General features: G+C 72.0%; 14 protein-coding genes. 11 read left to right on the forward strand and 3 right to left on the reverse strand.

Annotated elements, in window-relative coordinates; all coding sequences use genetic code 11:
* Nucleotides 1–62: 62 nt before the first annotated feature.
* Entirely contained in the window at nucleotides 63–707 is a 645-nt protein-coding gene (locus AB0C35_RS25180) for a LysE family translocator (RefSeq protein ID WP_358460199.1), read from the reverse strand.
* 223 nt (nucleotides 708–930) lie between these two features.
* On the opposite strand from AB0C35_RS25180, the gene AB0C35_RS25185 reads away from it, so the two are divergent.
* From AB0C35_RS25185 to AB0C35_RS25200, 4 genes are all read left to right on the forward strand, one after another.
* A complete protein-coding gene (locus tag AB0C35_RS25185; RefSeq protein ID WP_358460202.1) occupies nucleotides 931–1,842 on the forward strand; it encodes a superoxide dismutase in 912 nt (303 codons plus the stop codon).
* A gap of 85 nt (nucleotides 1,843–1,927) precedes the next feature.
* A complete protein-coding gene (locus AB0C35_RS25190) occupies nucleotides 1,928–2,734 on the forward strand; it encodes a hypothetical protein (RefSeq protein ID WP_358460205.1) in 807 nt (268 codons plus the stop codon).
* Nucleotides 2,735–2,777: 43 nt separating this feature from the next.
* Entirely contained in the window at nucleotides 2,778–3,440 is a 663-nt protein-coding gene (locus AB0C35_RS25195; RefSeq protein ID WP_358460208.1) for a response regulator transcription factor, read from the forward strand.
* The gene (locus AB0C35_RS25200) at nucleotides 3,437–4,648 is read left to right on the forward strand and encodes a HAMP domain-containing sensor histidine kinase (protein ID WP_358460211.1); all 1,212 of its coding nucleotides are present in this window, start codon (nucleotides 3,437–3,439) and stop codon (nucleotides 4,646–4,648) included. The genes AB0C35_RS25195 and AB0C35_RS25200 overlap by 4 nt, the downstream gene beginning before the upstream one ends.
* Here AB0C35_RS25200 and AB0C35_RS25205 read toward each other — a convergent pair.
* Nucleotides 4,645–6,468, reverse strand: a complete 1,824-nt coding sequence (locus AB0C35_RS25205; RefSeq protein ID WP_358460214.1) for an AMP-binding protein — start codon at nucleotides 6,466–6,468, stop codon at nucleotides 4,645–4,647. The genes AB0C35_RS25200 and AB0C35_RS25205 overlap by 4 nt on opposite strands.
* Before the next feature lie 220 nt (nucleotides 6,469–6,688).
* Here AB0C35_RS25205 and AB0C35_RS25210 point away from each other — a divergent pair, with 220 nt between their 5' ends.
* From AB0C35_RS25210 to AB0C35_RS25235, 6 genes are all read left to right on the forward strand, one after another.
* On the forward strand, nucleotides 6,689–7,891 hold the full coding sequence (locus tag AB0C35_RS25210) for a thiolase family protein (protein ID WP_358460217.1): 1,203 nt from the start codon (nucleotides 6,689–6,691) through the stop codon (nucleotides 7,889–7,891).
* Nucleotides 7,888–9,975, forward strand: coding sequence for a 3-hydroxyacyl-CoA dehydrogenase NAD-binding domain-containing protein (locus AB0C35_RS25215; RefSeq protein ID WP_358460220.1), 2,088 nt, complete (start codon nucleotides 7,888–7,890; stop codon nucleotides 9,973–9,975). The genes AB0C35_RS25210 and AB0C35_RS25215 overlap by 4 nt, the downstream gene beginning before the upstream one ends.
* A 230-nt stretch (nucleotides 9,976–10,205) precedes the next feature.
* Nucleotides 10,206–11,693 (forward strand): amino acid permease, encoded by a 1,488-nt coding sequence (locus AB0C35_RS25220; RefSeq protein WP_358460223.1) that lies wholly within the window; start codon nucleotides 10,206–10,208, stop codon nucleotides 11,691–11,693.
* 94 nt (nucleotides 11,694–11,787) lie between these two features.
* Entirely contained in the window at nucleotides 11,788–12,621 is an 834-nt protein-coding gene (locus AB0C35_RS25225; protein WP_358460226.1) for an SAM-dependent methyltransferase, read from the forward strand.
* An 83-nt stretch (nucleotides 12,622–12,704) separates the two neighbouring features.
* A complete protein-coding gene (locus AB0C35_RS25230) occupies nucleotides 12,705–14,054 on the forward strand; it encodes an FAD-dependent oxidoreductase (protein WP_358460229.1) in 1,350 nt (449 codons plus the stop codon).
* Between the two features lie 71 nt (nucleotides 14,055–14,125).
* Nucleotides 14,126–14,491, forward strand: coding sequence for a hypothetical protein (locus AB0C35_RS25235; RefSeq protein WP_358460232.1), 366 nt, complete (start codon nucleotides 14,126–14,128; stop codon nucleotides 14,489–14,491).
* A 32-nt stretch (nucleotides 14,492–14,523) separates the two neighbouring features.
* On the opposite strand, the gene dxs is transcribed toward AB0C35_RS25235, so the two are convergent.
* Nucleotides 14,524–16,461, reverse strand: a complete 1,938-nt coding sequence (dxs, locus tag AB0C35_RS25240) for a 1-deoxy-D-xylulose-5-phosphate synthase (RefSeq protein ID WP_358460235.1) — start codon at nucleotides 16,459–16,461, stop codon at nucleotides 14,524–14,526.
* A gap of 171 nt (nucleotides 16,462–16,632) precedes the next feature.
* Between dxs and idi the strand changes: the two genes are divergently transcribed.
* Complete coding sequence (gene idi / locus AB0C35_RS25245) at nucleotides 16,633–17,214, forward strand: isopentenyl-diphosphate Delta-isomerase (RefSeq protein ID WP_358460238.1); 582 nt, start codon at nucleotides 16,633–16,635, stop codon at nucleotides 17,212–17,214.
* The last annotated feature ends 105 nt before the right edge of the window (nucleotides 17,215–17,319 follow it).

A 17,319-nucleotide genomic window follows, 5' to 3' on the forward strand; every position in this document is an offset into this window, starting at 1 on the left:
AAGCGACCTGTCGGCACCTCAGCTGCGGCGCAGCCCGCTCACAGTCGGTCTGTCGGGCGGGGTCAGGCGGAGGCGGGGGTGCGGGACAGGGCGGTGCGCAGTGCGAAGGCGCCGAGCAGGCCGCCTGCCGTGAACCGCTGGGCGGCCATGACGCGGGGGCGGACGGCCAGGAACCCCGATACCCATGCTGCGCCCAGCACGACCAGCACGTTCACGGTGACCCCCACGATGATCTGCACGCCGCCGAGCTGCAGCAGCTGCGCCCAGGCCGGGCCTGCCTGCGGGTCCAGGAAATGCGGCAGCAGCGCGGCGTACAGTAGCGCGATCTTGGGGTTGAGCAGGTTGGTCAGCAGGCCCATCGAGAACAGGCGGGCGTCGGAGACCGGAGGAAGGTCCTGGTCCGGGGTGAAGGGCGAGCGACCGCCGGGCTTGAGCATGCCCCAGGCGAGATAGGCCAGGTAGGCGGCTCCGGCGAACTTGACCACCGTGTACGCGACCGGCACGGCGGCGAACAGCGCGGACAGGCCCGCGGCCGCGGCCAGCAGGTAGCACAGGAACCCGACGGCGGTCCCGCCCAGGCTGACCAGGCCCGCCCTGCGGCCCTGCGTGATCGCGCGGGAGGCGAGGTAGACCATGTTCGGTCCCGGGGTCAGGGCCATGCCCAGCTCGAGCAGGGCCACCCCCGCCACCGCGGTCAGAGTGATCATCGGCCGGCCTCCCGGTCGCTCCTGAGATACCTGATGCCTCAGAGTATTGGGAACCGCTCGGGAACGCGGTCCTCGTTCGGTTGCCGGGGTGGGCGCGCGTCACGCCATGGATCCGCCCGGCGATGCGGCGCGTCCGTCGTCCTTGTGATCCTCGGGACTGCGCACGGAGGGACCGCATTAGTCGGGTCTGGCGTGTGGGCGGAGGTTGGGGGACGTTGGGGGTATGTGGTCTCGACTGTTCATTTCCGCACTGACGGTTGGGCTCCTCGTGCCGCTTGGGGGGTCGGCGCAGGGCGCTGTGCATGATGAGAGGGGGCGGCTGCCGGACCGGGTTGCGCTTCCGGACGGGTTCCAGCCCGAGGGCATCGCCATCGGGCCGGGGCCTGTGGCGTTCTTCGGGTCGCGGGCGACCGGGGCCGTTTACCGCGCTGATCTGCGCACCGGGAAGGGGAAGGTCATCAGCCCGGGGCCGGGTACGCCGTCGCTCGGCATGAAGACGTGGGGGCGGAGGCTGTTCATCGCCGGCGGGACGGGCGGGGACGCGCGGGTCGTGGATACGCGGACGGGGCGTGTCCTGAAGTCATACGCGCTTACTGAGAAGCCGGCGTTCGTGAACGACGTTGTGCTTACTCGGCACGGTGCGTGGTTCACCGATTCGACCAATCCGGTGCTTTACCGGGTTCCGCTGCATGGGCATGGCAGCGTGGAGACCCTCCCGTTGAGCGGGGACATCGAGTTCGGGGACGGCATCAACGCGAACGGCATCGTGGCCTTGCGAGGAGGTCGGTCGCTTCTGGTCGTCCAGTCCAACACGGGGCGGCTGTTCAAGGTCGATGCCCGGAGCGGGGTCGCCGAGGAGGTCGACCTGCATGGTGAGTCGCTCGTGAATGGGGACGGGCTGCTCTTGGAGGGTCGAACCCTGTACGTGGTGCAGAACCGTCTCAACGCCGTCGCCGTGGTCAGGTTGGACGGGCGCGGTACCGAGGGGCGGGTCGTCAGGCGGCTGACCGATCCGCGGTTCGACATCCCGACCACCGTGGCGCGGTTCGGGCCGAAGTTGTACTTGCCGAATGCCCGGTTCAGCACGCCGCCGACTCCGGAGACGCCCTATGCCGCCATTGCGATCCGGCCCTGAGTTCGTCGTGCGCTGATAAAGACGGCGGGCGAACTGTGTGGTTCGGCGGAATCACTCAATGTGCGCGTTCGGCGATAATCCGTCCGTGCCCATCCGTACCGGTCCCCCGCTGAACGAGGACTTCCGGCTGGCCGTGGCGCTCGAGGCGCGGCGGCCGGACGCGGTCGGCCAGGTCTACAACGTGTACGGGCCCGAGCTGGTCGAGTACGCCGCGGGGCTGCTCGGCGACCATGACGCGGCGGTGGAGGCGGTCCGGGCCGCGTTGTCGGGGCTGCCGGACGAGGGCGCGGACGCGGGGACGTTCCGGGACCGGCTGTACGAGCTGGTGCGCGACGAGTGCCGGGAGCCGCCGGTGCGGCTGCACCGGTGGCTGGTGGTCATCGGGGTCGCGGCGGGGGTCGTGCTGACCGCCGGGATGCTCGTGCTGTTCGAGTCGACGGACGGGGACGAGGCGTCGCCGCCCGCGGCGCCGCCGGTGACGATGGCCACGCCTGAGGCGCCGAGTCCTTCGCCGACGCCGTCCCGGGAGGAGCAGAAGGCGAAGGTTCCCGCCAAGGACGACAAGCCCGCGAAGGCGCCCGCCGGGCCCGGGCGGCTGTCGGTCGATGACGGTGACTGCCGTGGAGTGCGGGCCGTGGGGCTGCCGACGCGGTGCCGGATCCGGCTGACGGCGCGGGGCGGGGCGGTGAAGTGGTCGGTGTCCTCGGTCCGGTCGGGGGACGCGCGCATCAGCGCGGACGGGAGCGGCAGGCTGGCGGCGGGGCGTTCGGCGTCGGTGGCGGTGACGGTGCGTCCGAAGGTGCTGTGCTTCCTGGACGGAAGCGGCAGCGGGACGGTGTCGTTCGCGCCGGGCGGCACCGCGACCGTCACCTACACCTGCTGGCGGCGCTGAATACTTACCGCCGTTTAACCTCCGGCCGGTCATGCTCGGCGGCATGCGCGTACTGATCGTCGAGGACGAGCGGGTGCTGGCGGACACGATCGCCGAGGGGCTCCGGGAGGAGGCCATCGCCGTCGACGTGGCGTACGACGGCGATGCGGCGCTGGAGCTGGCCTCGTACAACGAGTACGACGTGGTCGTCCTCGACCGGGACCTGCCGACGGTGCACGGGGACGAGGTCTGCCGGGAGCTGGTGGGGCGGCGCAGTCCCGGGCGGATCCTGATGCTGACCGCGGCGGGCGACGTCGACGACCGGGTGGACGGGCTGTCGCTCGGCGCCGACGACTACCTGCCGAAGCCGTTCGTGTTCAGCGAGCTGGTGGCGCGGGTGCGGGCGCTGGCGCGCAGGTCGGGGCCGCCGGTTCCGCCGGTGCTGGAGCGCAGGGGCGTCCGGCTGGACCCGCATCGGCGGAAGGCGGCGCGGGACGGGCGGGAGCTGCGGCTGACGAAGAAGGAGTTCGCCGTGCTGGAGGAGCTGCTGCGGGCGGAGGGCGGTGTGGTGAGCGCCGAGCGGCTGCTGGAGCGGGCGTGGGACGAGAACATCGACCCGTTCAGCAACATCGTCCGGGTGACGATGGCGACGCTGCGCCGCAAGCTCGGGCAGCCGCCGGTGATCGAGACGGTGACGGGTTCGGGGTACCGGCTGGAGGCGCGATGAGGGCGATGCCGAGGCTGAGCGTGCGGGCGCGGCTGACGCTGGTGTACGGGTCGCTGTACCTGGTGACTTCGGCGGTCCTGGTCGCGGTGACCTACGCGCTGACCGTCCGGACGATGGACAACCGCTTCACGCGGGCCGACGACCTGAGTCCCGAGATGATGACGCGGCTGCGGGACCTGGCTTTGCGGGGGAACCTGTCGTCGGAGGACGGTTTCGCGCAGCTGATGGCGCTGAGGGAGGAGGCCGACCGGCAGCTCGTCCGGCAGAAGCACGACGTGCTGGAGCAGCTGCTGCAGAGTTCGCTGCTGCTGATGCTGGTCGTCGGCGCCCTCGCCGTGGTGATCGGGTACGTGGTCGCGGGACGGATGCTGCGCCCGCTGCACAGGGTGACCGCGACGGCCCGGCGGCTGTCGGAGAGCAATCTGCACGAGCGGATCGCGCTGGAGGGCCCGCAGGACGAGATCAAGGATCTGGCCGACACGTTCGACCGGATGCTGGACCGGCTGAACCGGGCGTTCGACACTCAGCGCCGGTTCGTCGCGAACGCCTCGCACGAGCTGCGCACGCCGCTGACGATCAACCGGACGGTCCTGGAGGTGGCGCTGGCCAGCCGGAAGAACCCGCCGGAGACCAAGGCGCTCGCGGACGTGCTGCTCGGCAACACCGCCCGGCACGAGCGGCTGATCGACGGACTGCTGACGCTCGCCAGATCGGAGCGCGATCTCGGGACGCGGGTCGAGACGCCGCTGCCGGACGTGATCCGCAGCGCACTCGACCAGCTCGGTGATCAGGCCGCGGACGTCGACGTCGAGGCCCGGCTCGCGCCCGCCGTCGTCACCGGTGATCCCGTCCTGCTGGAGCGCTGCGCGGTGAACCTGCTGGAGAACGCCGTGAAGTACAACGTGCGGGAGGGGCGGGTGTGGGTGCGCACCGGTGTCCGGGGCGGCGAGGCGTTCCTGCGGGTCGTCAACACGGGGCGGCCCGTACCGTCCTACGAGACCGGGACGCTCTTCGAGCCGTTCCGGCGGCTGCGCGCCGACCGGACGGGCTCGAAGGACGGTGCGGGTCTCGGGCTGTCGATCGTCCGGGCGGTGGTGTGCGCGCACGGCGGCACGGTCGAGGCGGTCCCGCGGCCGGGCGGCGGCCTGTCCGTCACGGTCGTTCTGCCGCTCTCCGCGGAGCCCGCGCTGGAGGCCGCCGCGACCTAGCCCGCGTGGCCGGCCTGCTCGGCGCCCAGGGGCGGCCAGTCGACGCGTCCCTCGGGCCGCGGCCGGCCGGGGCGGGCGGTGAGCCAGCGGTGCACGACCTTGCCGGTGGCGTTGCGCGGCAGCTCGGCGATGAAGTGCACGTCGCGGGGCACCGCGTACCGGGCGACCTGCTCGTGCACGTAGTCGCGGACGGCGTCCGCGTCCAGCCGGGCCCCGGGCCGCAGGACGACGTAGGCGGCGAGCCGCTGCCCCCATTCGTCGTCGGGGACGCCGACGACGGCGACCTCGCCGATCTCCGGGAGCCGCAGCAGCGCGTCCTCCACGTCGCGCGGGACGACGTTCTCGCCGCCCGACACGACCAGGCCGTCGCCGCGGCCGTCGACGAACAGCAGCCCGCGGTGGTCGACGTGGCCGAAGTCGCCGGTGGCGAGCATCCCGTCGCGGACCTCCATCGGCTCGCCGGCGGTGTAGCCCTCGAACAGCAGCTCGTTCGCGGCGTAGATCTGCCCGATGGTGGAGCGGCCGAGCCTGGCGCCCTCGGTGTCGAGGATGGCGAGCGAGGTGTTGCGCGGCGGGCGTCCGGCGGTGCGGGGGTCGATCCGCAGGTCGCGCGGGGTGGCGATGGACACCCAGGACACCTCGGTGGAGCCGTAGACGTTGTAGAGCCGGTCGCCGAACACGTCCATGAACCGGGTGGCGAGGTCGCCGGGCAGCGCGGCGCCGCTGATCGCCACGATCCGCAGCGAGGACGTGTCGTAGACGGCGCGGGCCCCGGCGGGCAGTTCGAGGATCCGCTGGAGCATCACCGGGACGGCGAACACGGTGGTGTCGCGGTGGGAGGCGACGGCGCGCAGGGTCTGCTCGGGGTCGAACCGGCGGTGCAGGACGACCGGGGCCCGCAGCGCCCACGCCATCTGCAGGGCGGCGTACCCCCAGGTGTGGAACAGCGGCGCCTCGATGATCATCGTCTGCCGGGCGCGCAGCGGGATCCGGGACGTCATCGACGCCAGCGGCCACAGTCCGGGGCGGGGTGGGCGGCGGGCGCCCTTCGGGCGTCCGGTGGTGCCGGAGCTCAGCATGATCGTGCGGCTCTGGATCTGCGGCGGCCGGGCCGCCGCGGCGTCGGACGCGGGCACCGAGGCGATGATCTCCCCGATGCTCGGGCCCTTCTCCGCCGGGGCGGGCGGAGCGGGCGGGGCGGGCGGGGCGGGCTCGGGGCGCGGCGGGGGCGCCAGCGTCGCGGCGGGGACGGGCGCGGACAGCGGCATCCCGCGCGCCGGGCCGGGGCGCCGGTCGGCCCACAGGACGGTGCGGCGCAGCGCGATGGGAACGGTCCGCAGCAGCGGCGCGAACTCGGCGTCGGCGACGATCAGGGCGGGGCGCAGCTCGCCGAGCACGGCGCGGAGCTGGCCCGTTCCGAAACCGGTGTTGAGCAGGACGACCTCGGCGCCGCGCCGGCTGCACGCGACGAGCGTCAGGGCCATGCCGCGGTGGTTGCGGCACAGCACCCCGACTCGGGGGCGGGGGCCGTGCAGCGGCAGCCCGGCGGCGAGCCGCGCGCCGCGCTCGTCGAGTTCGGCGAACGTGAGGACGCCCTCGTCGTCGATCAGCGCGGGCCGGGACGGGGAGCGGGCGGCGGACGCGGCGACGAGCCCGGCGAGCGTGGTGCCCCAGCGGCGCAGCGTGCCGACCTGCCGGATCATGCGGCGGGGGCCGCCGGCGAACAGCAGGCCGGTGCGGAGCAGGAGCGCGGTGAGGTCGCGGATATGCCCGATCCGCCGGCGTAACCCGGGCCGGTATACGGGCCTCGCGTGCGTCACCGTGCCCTCCTCCGGTGATTTCGAGCCACGTTACCCACCTGCCACCGGCCGGACAAGGGCGCCGGACCTCCCGCCTCCGTCAGTGGTTACTGACGAGTAGCATTTGTGATTACCGGCGAGTAGCATCGCCGTCGCGGGCACTCGTGCCGCCGGGAACAGGCAGGGGCGGCACGAGGCCCGACACCTTCACCCGAGCCCCCACCGCAGGGAGGACGACCCCGTGCCTCGCACCGCACGCGACGTCGTGTTCGTCGACGGCGTACGCACGCCGTTCGGCAAGGCCGGCCCCAAGGGCCTGTACGCGGACACCCGCGCCGACGACCTCGTCGTCCGCGCCATCCGCGAGCTGATGCGCCGCAACCCGTCCCTCCCGCCCGAGCGGGTGGACGAGGTCGCCATCGCCGCCACCACCCAGACCGGTGACCAGGGCCTGACCATCGGGCGGTCCGCCGCCGTGCTGGCCGGGCTGCCGAAGAGCGTCCCCGGGTACGCCGTCGACCGCATGTGCGCGGGCGCGATGACCGCCGTGACCACGTCCGGCGCCGGCATCTCGTTCGGCTCCTACGACGTCGTCATCGCGGGCGGCGTCGAGCACATGGGGCGCCACCCGATGGGCGAGGGCGTCGACCCGAACCCGCGGTTCCTCGCCGACCGGCTCGTCGACCCGTCCGCGCTGGTCATGGGCTCCACCGCCGAGAACCTGCACGACAGGTTCCCCGGCATCACCAAGGACCGCGCGGACGCCTACGCCGTCCGCAGCCAGCAGAAGGTCGCCGCCGCCTACGCGGCCGGCAAGATCCAGCCGGACCTGGCGCCGACCGCGATCCGCTCTGCCGAGAAGGGCTGGGGGCTCGCCACCGAGGACGAGCCGCCGCGTCCCGGCACGACGCTGGACGACCTGGCCAGGCTGAAGACCCCGTTCCGCGTGCACGGCAACGTCACGCCGGGCAACGCCGCCGGACTCAACGACGGCGCCACCGCGTGCCTGCTGGCCGCCGAGGACGTGGCCCGCGAACTCGGGCTCACCCCGAGGATGCGGCTCGCCGACTTCTCCTTCGCCGGCGTGGAACCGGAGGTCATGGGCGTCGGGCCCGTCCCGGCCACCGAGCGGCTCCTCGCCCGCAACGCGCTGACCATGGACGACATCGGCCTCATCGAGATCAACGAGGCGTTCGCGGTGCAGGTGCTGGCGTTCCTGGAGCACTTCAAGATCGCCGACGACGACGCGCGGGTGAACCCGTGGGGCGGCGCGATCGCCCTCGGGCACCCGCTCGCCTCGTCCGGCGTGCGGCTGATGAACCAGCTGTCCCGCCTGTTCGAGGAGCGCCCCGGCGTCCGGTACGGACTGACCACGATGTGCGTGGGCATGGGCATGGGCGGAACCGTGCTCTGGGAGAACGCTAACTGGGAGGAGACGAAGTGAGCAGTCTCGCGGGACTCTTCGCGGACGAGGTCGTCACGCACGCGTACGTCAGGGACGTCACTCTCCCCCACGGCGCGGGCACCCTCGCCCTCATCACACTCGACAACGGACACGACCACACCAAGCCCAGCACCTTCGGCCCGAACGGCCTCGCCGAGCTGAACACCGCCATCGACACCGTCGCCGCGCGCGACGACATCGTCGCCGTCGGCGTCACCGGCAAGCCGTTCGTCTTCGCGGTCGGCGCCGACCTCAACGGCGTCCCGCTGATCGGGACCCGCGCGGACGCGCACGCCATCGCCAAACTGGGCCACGACGTGTTCCGGCGGCTCGGCGAACTGGGCGTGCCGTCGTTCGCCTACTACAACGGCGCGGCGATGGGCGGCGGCGTCGAGATCGGCCTGCACTGCACGTACCGGACGATCTCATCGGGCGTCCCGGCGTTCGCGCTGCCCGAGACGTTCCTCGGGCTCGTGCCAGGCTGGGGCGGGACGTATCTGCTGCCGAGGCTGATCGGCGCGGAGAAGGCGCTCAAGGTCGTCATCGACAACCCCCTCGCCCAGAACCGCACGCTGAAGGGCGGGCAGGCGTACGAGCTGGGCATCGCCGACGCGATCTTCGACTCGGCCGACTTCCTCGAGGAGTCGCTCTCCTGGACGGCCCGCGTCCTGAACGGCGAGATCACCGTCCGGCGGCCCGAGGTCGACACGGGCAAGGCGTGGGACGACGCGGTCGCGATGGCCCGCTGGAACCTGGACGGCAAGCTGCACGGCGCCGCCCCGTCCTACACCCGTGCCCTGGATCTGATCGCCGCGGCCAAGGACCGCACCCGCGACGAGGGCTTCGAGGCAGAAGATGAAGCACTGGGCTCCCTCATCATGAGCGACGAGCTGCGCGCCGGCCTGTACGCGTTCGACCTCACCCAGAAGCGCGCGAGGAAGCCCGCCGGGGCGCCCGACGCGTCCCTGGCCCGCAAGGTGACCAAGGTCGGCGTCGTCGGCGCGGGACTGATGGCCTCGCAGCTCGCGCTGCTGTTCGCGCGCCGCCTGGAGGTGCCGGTCGTGCTGACCGACCTCGACCGGGAGCGCCTCGACAAGGGCGTCGGCTACGCGCACGGCGAGATCGACAAGCTGCTCGGCAAGGGACGGGTGTCCCCCGACAAGGCCAACCGGCTCAAGTCGCTGATCAGCGGCTCGCTCGGCAAGGAGGCGTTCGCCGACGCCGACTTCGTCATCGAGGCCGTGTTCGAGGAGATGTCGGTCAAGAAGAAGGTGTTCGCCGAGGTGGAGGAGCACGTCTCGGCCGAGTGCGTCCTCGCGACCAACACCTCGTCGCTGTCGGTCGGCGAGATGGCGTCCGGGCTGCGGCACCCCGAGCGGGTCGTCGGCTTCCACTTCTTCAACCCCGTCGCGGTATTGCCGCTGCTGGAGATCGTCCGGGGCGAGCGCACCGGCGACGCGGCGCTGGCCACCGCGTTCGCGACCGGCAAGGCGCTGAAGAAGTCGTGCGTGCTGGTCGAGGACGCCCCGGCGTTCGTCGTCAACCGCGTCCTGCTGCGGCTGCTCGCCGAGATCGTCCAGACGGTGGACGAGGGCACGCCGATCGAGGTGGCCGAGCGCTCCGCGGCCCCGCTGGGCCTGCCGATGCCGCCGTTCGTGCTGATGGGCCTCGTCGGGCCCGCGATCGCGCTGCACGTGAACGAGACGCTGCACGAGGCGTTCCCGGACCGGTTCCCGCTGTCGGACAACCTGGCGAAGCTGGTCGCGTCCGGCAAGTCCGGCGTGTACCTGCCGGACTTCTCCGTCGACCCGGAGGTCGTGGAGATCTTCGCCGGGGGCACGAACCCGTCGACCGAGGAGCAGGTCCTCGACCGGGCGCTCACCGCGCTCGCCGACGAGATCCGCATCATGCTGGACGAGGGCGTCGTCGCGGCCCCGCAGGACATCGACCTGTGCATGATCCTCGGCGCCGGCTGGCCGTTCCACCTCGGCGGCATCACCCCGTATCTCGACCGGTCGGGCGTCGCCGGGAAGGTGACGGGTCGCCGCTTCCTGGATCCCGGCATGGCGTCCCTCCCCGCCTAGTCCCGCCGCCCGGTCCGGCCACCCCGTCCGGCCGCCCGGTCCCGTCCGGCCGCCCGGTCCCCCGCCGCTCCCGAACCGGAGCGAGGGCGTCTCGAACGCGAATCGAGACGCCCCCGCTCCGGCGTTCCCGCACTTCACGGGCGCATCCAGGTTTCACCCGCCATAAGTCGCGCACATACGGGCATACGACCGACGGCCGTGTCGATCACCCGGGAGGCGGAGGGGCAACGATGAACCTGCTGCGCACGAAGTCGGTCGAACAGTCGATCCGCGACACCGAGGAACCCGCGCACCGGCTCCGGCGCGCGCTGTCGGCGCTGGACCTGACCGTGTTCGGGATCGGCGTGATCATCGGGACCGGCATCTTCGTGCTGACCGGCCAGGTCGCCCGCGACAACGCGGGGCCCGCGGTCGCGCTGTCGTTCATCCTCGCCGCCGTGGTGTGCGGGCTGGCGGCGCTGTGCTACGCCGAGTTCGCCTCCACCGTCCCCGTCGCAGGGTCCGCCTACACCTTCTCCTACGCGACGCTCGGCGAGTTCCCCGCGTGGGTCATCGGCTGGGACCTCATCCTGGAGATGGCGCTCGGAGCGGCGGTCGTCGCGGTCGGCTGGTCCGGCTACTTCGCCTCACTGCTGGACGACATCGGCGTCACGCTGCCGACAACCATCGCCGATCCGCCGGGCGAGGGCGGGACGGTCAACGTCCCGGCGATCGTGCTCGTGCTGCTGGTGACCGCGCTGCTCGTGCTCGGCATCAAGATCTCCTCGCGGGTCAACGCCGTGGTCGTGGCGATCAAGGTGTCGGTGGTGCTGCTGGTGATCTTCGCGGGGCTGTTCTTCGTCAAGGGCCGCAACTACGACCCGTTCATCCCGCCCTCGGCGTCGACCCCGGAGGTCGCCGGGCTCGACGCGCCGCTGATGCAGGTGCTGTTCGGCGTCACGCCCGTCGCCTTCGGCTGGCTCGGCATCTTCTCCGCCCTCGCGATCGTGTTCTTCGCCTACATCGGGTTCGACATCGTCGCTACCGCCGCCGAGGAGGCCCGCCGCCCGCAGCGGGACCTGCCGATCGGCCTCATCGGCTCCCTCGTCGTCACGGCGATCCTGTACGCGGCGGTGTCGACCGTCGTCGTCGGCATGCAGAACTACAGGGAACTGAGCACCGACGCACCGCTCGCGGACGCGTTCAAGGCCGTCGGGCATCCCGTTTTCGCCACCATCATCGACGTCGGCGCCGTCATCGGCCTCACCACCGTCGTGCTGATCCTGCTGCTCGGGATGAGCCGGATCTTCTTCGCGATGGGCCGGGACGGCCTCATGCCCCGCTGGCTGTCGGTCGTCCACCCGCGCTTCGGCACCCCCTACCGGTCGACCGTCATCATGGGCCTGATCGTCGCGGCGCTCGCGGGGTTCATCCCGCTGGCCGAACTCGCCACCCTGGTCAACATCGGCACGCTGTTCGCGTTCGTCGTCGTCTCCCTCGCCGTGGTGATCCTGCGCCGCACCCGCCCCGACCTGCCGCGCGCGTTCCGCACGCCGCTGGTGCCGCTCGTCCCCATCCTGTCCGTGCTGGCCTGCCTGTTCGTGATGATCAACCTGCCGGTGGAGACCTGGCTGCGGTTCGTGGTGTGGATGGGCATCGGCATCGTCATCTACGCCGCCTACGGCTACCGGAACAGCCGCCTGCAGCGCGCCCACGCCGAGGCGCCCTCCGGAAAGTAGGCCGCCTTTCCGGAAGCGGCGATGAGCGGGACCCGTCCGTCATACGATCTTGGACGACCGGGACCGGCGACCAGCATGGACGGTGACAAGGCGCATGACCGACGACACCACCACCCCCTCCTCCGCCGCGGGCGGGCCCCCGCCCTCCGACCGGATCGACTCCACCCGGCCGCACTCGGCCCGCGTCTGGGACTACTGGCTCGGCGGCAAGGACAACTACGAGGTCGACCGGGAACTCGGCGAGCAGATCGCCCAGGCGAACCCGCACGTCGTCGCCATGGTCCGCGCCGACCGGACGTTCATGCGCCGCTCGGTGGCCTTCCTCGCCGAGCAGGGCGTACGCCAGTTCCTCGACATCGGCACCGGGCTGCCGACCGAGCCGAACGTGCACCAGGTCGCCCAGGCCATCGCCCCCGACACCCGCGTCGTGTACGTCGACCACGACCCCGTCGTCCTCGCGCACGCCCGCGCGCTGCTGAACTCCTCCCCGGCCGGCGCCACCACCTATCTGGACGCCGACCTGCGCGAGCCGGGCCGGATCCTCGCCGAGGCGTCCGCCACCCTGGACCTGGACCGGCCGGTCGGCATCACGCTGATGAGCCTGATGCACTTCGTGACCGACTTCGGCGACGCGCGCGCCATCCTGTGGCGGCTGCTGGACGCCGTCCCGTCCGGGAGCTGGCTGGCCTTCACCCACGCCACCGCCGAACTCGGCGGGCCGCAGGTCCGGGAGGCGTTCCGGACGTGGAACGAGAACGCCGTCCAGAAAGCGCAGCCCCGCGACCGCGACGAGGTCGCGGCCCTCATCGACGGGCTGGAGCCGGTGGACCCCGGGCTCGTCTCCCCGCCCCAGTGGCGGCCGGACGGGAACGACGGCGCGGAACCGCGAGAGGTGCCGATGTGGGCGGCGGTCGCCCGCAAACCCTGACGCAGGGGCCGACCAGGCACGGAAGGGGTGCGTGAGGGGGGTCACTGTGTCATTTTGTCCGTAGGGTGGGCACAATGGCCCGCATGGCTTCTCCACCACTCGTCGCGGTGATCGGCTCCGGACCGGCGGGAATCTACGCCGCCGAGGCCCTCGTCAAGCAGACCGACGGCAACGTCCGCGTGGACGTGTTCGACCGGCTGCCGACGCCGTACGGGCTGGTGCGCTACGGCGTCGCACCCGACCACAAGTCGATCAAGTCGATCGCCAAGTACCTGCAGAAGGTCCTGGAGAACCCCGCCGTCCGGTTCTTCGGCTGCGTGGAGCTGGGCAGCGACGTCACCCGCTCCGACCTGCTCGACTGCTACGACGCCGTCGTCTACTCCACCGGTGCGATGGTCGACCGGCACATGCGCGTCCCGGGCGAGGATCTGCCCGGCAGCATCGCCGCGACCGACTTCGTCAACTGGTACTGCGGGCACCCCGACGCCGCCGACCACACCTTCGACCTGTCGGTCGAGGAGGTCGCCGTCATCGGCGTCGGGAACGTGGCCGTCGACGTCGTCCGGATCCTCGCCAAGACGGCGGACGAGCTGCGTGAGACCGACGTCCCCGAGCAGGTCATCGAGGCGCTGTCGCACAGCCGCGTCAAGCGCGTCCACATGATCGGGCGGCGCGGCCCGGCGCAGGCGAAGTTCACCACCAAGGAGGCCCGCGAGCTGGGCGAGCTTCCGAACGCGAGCATCCACGTCAGCCCCGAGGACATGGACCTCGACCCCGCGAGCGCCGAGCTGGCCGAGAGCGACCGGAAGGTCCGCGGCAACATCAAGGCGCTGGAGGCGTGGACGGGCGAACCGGCCGCCGGGCGCGCCCGCCACATCGACGTCCGGTTCTGGCGCGCCCCCGCCGAGATCATCGGCACCGACCGCGTCGAGGGCCTCCGGCTGGAGAAGACCCGCCTGGACGAGACGGGCCGCGTCACCGGCACCGGCGAGTTCGAGACGCTCCCCGTCGGCCTGGTGCTGCGCTCGGTCGGCTACCAGAGCGTCCCCCTCGACGGCGTCCCGTTCGACGAGCGCTCCTACACCGTGCCGAACGAGGGCGGCCGCATCACCGGCCCGGACGGCGCCCCCGTGCCCCGCGAGTACGTCGCCGGCTGGATCAAGCGCGGCCCGTCCGGCGTCGTCGGCACCAACAAGTCCGACGCCGCGGAGACCGTCCGCAACCTCCTGGAGGACCTCGCCGGGTCGGACACGACGCCCAAGCGCACCATCGAGGAACTGCTGGAGTCGCGCGGCCTGCCCGTCGTCACCTACGACGACTGGCTCAAGCTCGACGCCGCCGAGATCGCCCTCGCCGAGGCCCTCGAACGCGGCGAACGCGTCAAGCTCGCCCGCTGGGAAGCGATGACGTCCGCCTGCCGCGGCCGGGAGTAACTCACCTCCGCGAGAAGATCCCGCGCGGAAGGTAGTGACGGACCTATGGCCTGAGCGCTACGGTGCGGCCTGTGACCGGCGGTCCAGAACTGTACGGGTTCCCCCCACCCGAGACCGTCCCCGACCTCAGGTGGCTGGGCCCCGACTACGTGTCCGTGCTCGTGTACGACCTGACGCAGGGACTACTGCGCCAGGATCCGCGCACGTCCGTGATGGGCGTGCGGTGCGAGGGCGAGCCCCGGCTCGACCCCTCGGTCGACCCGGCGGGCGTCATCCGCGCGCATGACGCCTGCTTCCCGCTGCAGGTCTTCGTACAGGACGGCGCCGGGCGCCCCTGGCGCCTGCGTGGGCGATGGACGTACTCGGGCCGCGAACTCGGCACGGCCGCCGCGTCCATCACCCACTTCTGGCACCTGCTGTCGGCGGAAGGGGTCTAGCCGAGGCCGGGACCCGGCCCCGGCTCCGGCGTCTAGTCCCAGTCGGAGGTCTCCCGGTCCGACGCCGAGGGCTCGTGCGCCTCCGGCGAGGTGATCCGGGCGATGTGCTCGGTGATGTCGCGGGCCAGGGCCTGCGGCGTGAGGCCGATGTCGGTGAGGATCTCCCCGCGCGCGGCGTGGTCGAGGAACTCCTGCGGTATGCCGAACGTGCGGATCGGGGCGTCGACCCCCGTGTCGCGCAGGAGGCGGGCGACCGCGTCGCCGACGGCGCCGGTCCGGCCGTTGTCCTCGGCGACGGCGACGAGGGCGTGCTCGCGGGCGAGGTCCGGCAGCGCCGGGTCGAGCGGCTTCACCCACCGCGGGTCGACGACGGTGACGCCGATGCCCTGCGCGGCGACCAGCTCGGCCGCCTCGACCGCGGGCGCCGCCATCGACCCGGCCGCGACCAGCAGGACGCGGGTGCCGTTGGAGCCGTCGTGGCGGGCCAGGACGTCCATCTCCCCGGCCTTGCCGATCGCCTCGATGTCCTCGGCGGCGGGGCCCTTGGGGTAGCGGATCGCGGTCGGGCCGTCCGAGACGGCCACGCACTCGCGCAGCAGCTCCCGCAGCCGGGCGCCGTCGCGCGGCACGGCGACGCGCATCCCCGGCACGAGCTGGAGGATCGACATGTCCCACATGCCGTTGTGGCTGGCGCCGTCGTCGCCGGTCACCCCGGAGCGGTCCAAGGCGAACGTGACGGGCTGCCTGTGCAGCGCCGCGTCCATCAGGACCTGGTCGAACGCGCGGTTCAGGAACGTCGCGTACACCGCCACGACCGGGTGCAGGCCGCCCATCGCGAGCCCGGTGGCGGACGTGACGGCGTGCTGCTCGGCTATGCCGACGTCGAAGATGCGATCGGGGAACGCCTCGGCGAACGGGGCCAGCCCGACCGGGTAGAGCATCGCGGCGGTGATGCCGACCACGTCGCGGCGCTCACGCCCGATCGCGACCATCTCCTCGCCGAAGATCTTCGTCCAGGCGGGGCCGCCCTTCTTGCGCACGAACGCCCCGGTGGCGGGGTCGAACGCGCCGCCGCCGTGCATGCAGTCCTCGGTGTCGTTCTCCGCGGGCGCGTAGCCGCGTCCCTTGGTGGTGATGCAGTGCACGATGACCGGGCGGCCGAACCCGCGGGCGCGGCGCAGCGCGCGCTCGACGGCGTCCTCGTCGTGCCCGTCGATGGGGCCGACGTACTTCATGCCGAGGTCCTCGAACATCGCCTGCGGCTGCAGGACGTCCTTGAGGCCCTTCTTGATGCCGTGCAGGGTCTCGTAGGTGATGTTCCCGACCACCGGCGCCCGCGGCACGGTCTTCTTGATGAGGTCGAGGGCGTGCTCGTAGCCCTGGGTGACGCGCAGGTCGGCGAGGTGCCGCGCGAGGCCGCCGATCGTCGGCGAGTAGGAGCGGCCGTTGTCGTTGACGACGATGATGACGGGACGGTCGACGCCACCCGCGATATTGTTGAGCGCCTCCCAGCACATGCCGCCGGTCAGCGCGCCGTCGCCGACGACCGCGACCACGGCGCGGTCGGTCTCGCCGCGGATCTGGAACGCCTTGGCGAACCCGTCGGCGTACGACAGCGCGGTGGAGGCGTGGGAGTTCTCGATGATGTCGTGCTCGGACTCGGCGCGGCTCGGGTAGCCGGACAGGCCGCCGCGCTTGCGCAGCAGCTCGAAGTCGTGCCGGCCGGTGAGCATCTTGTGGACGTAGGCCTGGTGCCCCGTGTCGAACAGGATCTTGTCGTGCGGCGAGTCGAAGACCCGGTGCAGCGCGATCGTCAGCTCGACCGCGCCGAGGTTGGGCCCCAGATGCCCGCCGGTCTTGGAGACCGCCTGGACGAGGAACTCGCGGATCTCCTCCGCGAGCCGAGACAGTTGAGCGGCGTCCAGTCGTTTGAGGTCGTCGGGACCTGTGATCGACTCCAGCAGGCTCACTCGTTTCAACTCCTCCGTCGGGGATCGGGTCTCCCCTGGCTCTGGCGCCGTTCCGAGTTTAATCCCGGTTCGCCCGCGACATGCCGAAGGCCACCTGCCCGGCGGGTGCGAAACGGCTGACCCAGGGTGAAACGACTGACCGTACCGGTGGGGATGGGGTAGGAACAGAGCATGGGCGTCGAAGAGATTGTGCTGCTCAACGCGGAAGACGAGGCCGTCGGGACCGCACCGAAGAGCGCGAGCCATCATGAGGACACGCCGTACCACCTGGCTTTTTCATGCTATGTGGTGGATACGGAGGGTCGCGTCCTGATCACTCAGCGCGCCCTGGGCAAGCGGACGTTCCCCGGCGTCTGGACGGGAAGCTGCTGCGGCCATCCCGGCCCGGGCGAGGGGCTGCGCGACGCGGTGCTCCGGCGACTGCGGGACGAGCTGGGCATTCCGGACGCGTCGTTCACGTCCGTCCTGCCCGGGTTCCAGTACCGGGCCGTCGCCGAGGACGGGACCGTCGAGCACGAGCGCTGCCCCGTCGTGCGCGCCACCGTGCCGGCGGACGGCGCGGCCGTCCACCCGAACCCGGAGGAGGTGGAGCGGGCCGAGTGGTGGACGTGGGAGCGCTGCCTGGACCTCGCCGGGCGTCCCGAGTCCTCACCGTGGTACCGGCTCCAGCTCGCCGAACTCGCGCCCCTCGGCGCGCCGCTGGACTGGCCGGACGCCGGCCGCCGGGACCTGCCGCCGGCGCTCGGCTGGTAGCCGCGCGGGCGATCCGGCGACCGGGCGGGAACGACCCGCGGAGAACACGGCCGGGGCGAGCCGTTCGCCCCGGCCTGTGACTCGCATCACCGCTTGATCACTTTT

Origin of the sequence: Spirillospora sp. NPDC048819 (assembly GCF_040650055.1) — a bacterium.
Taxonomy (GTDB): Bacteria; Actinomycetota; Actinomycetes; order Streptosporangiales; family Streptosporangiaceae; genus Spirillospora.

Bases quoted from the DNA above. Each gene is read 5' to 3' on its own strand.
- AB0C35_RS25185 (WP_358460202.1), top strand. From the start codon at position 931: ATGTGGTCTCGACTGTTCATTTCCGCACTGACGGTTGGGCTCCTCGTG.
- AB0C35_RS25225 (WP_358460226.1), top strand. From the start codon at position 11,788: ATGACCGACGACACCACCACCCCCTCCTCCGCCGCGGGCGGGCCCCCG.
- AB0C35_RS25200 (WP_358460211.1), top strand. From the start codon at position 3,437: ATGAGGGCGATGCCGAGGCTGAGCGTGCGGGCGCGGCTGACGCTGGTG.
- AB0C35_RS25230 (WP_358460229.1), top strand. From the start codon at position 12,705: ATGGCTTCTCCACCACTCGTCGCGGTGATCGGCTCCGGACCGGCGGGA.
- AB0C35_RS25195 (WP_358460208.1), top strand. From the start codon at position 2,778: ATGCGCGTACTGATCGTCGAGGACGAGCGGGTGCTGGCGGACACGATC.
- idi (WP_358460238.1), top strand. From the start codon at position 16,633: ATGGGCGTCGAAGAGATTGTGCTGCTCAACGCGGAAGACGAGGCCGTC.
- AB0C35_RS25180 (WP_358460199.1), bottom strand. From the start codon at position 707: ATGATCACTCTGACCGCGGTGGCGGGGGTGGCCCTGCTCGAGCTGGGC.
- AB0C35_RS25220 (WP_358460223.1), top strand. From the start codon at position 10,206: ATGAACCTGCTGCGCACGAAGTCGGTCGAACAGTCGATCCGCGACACC.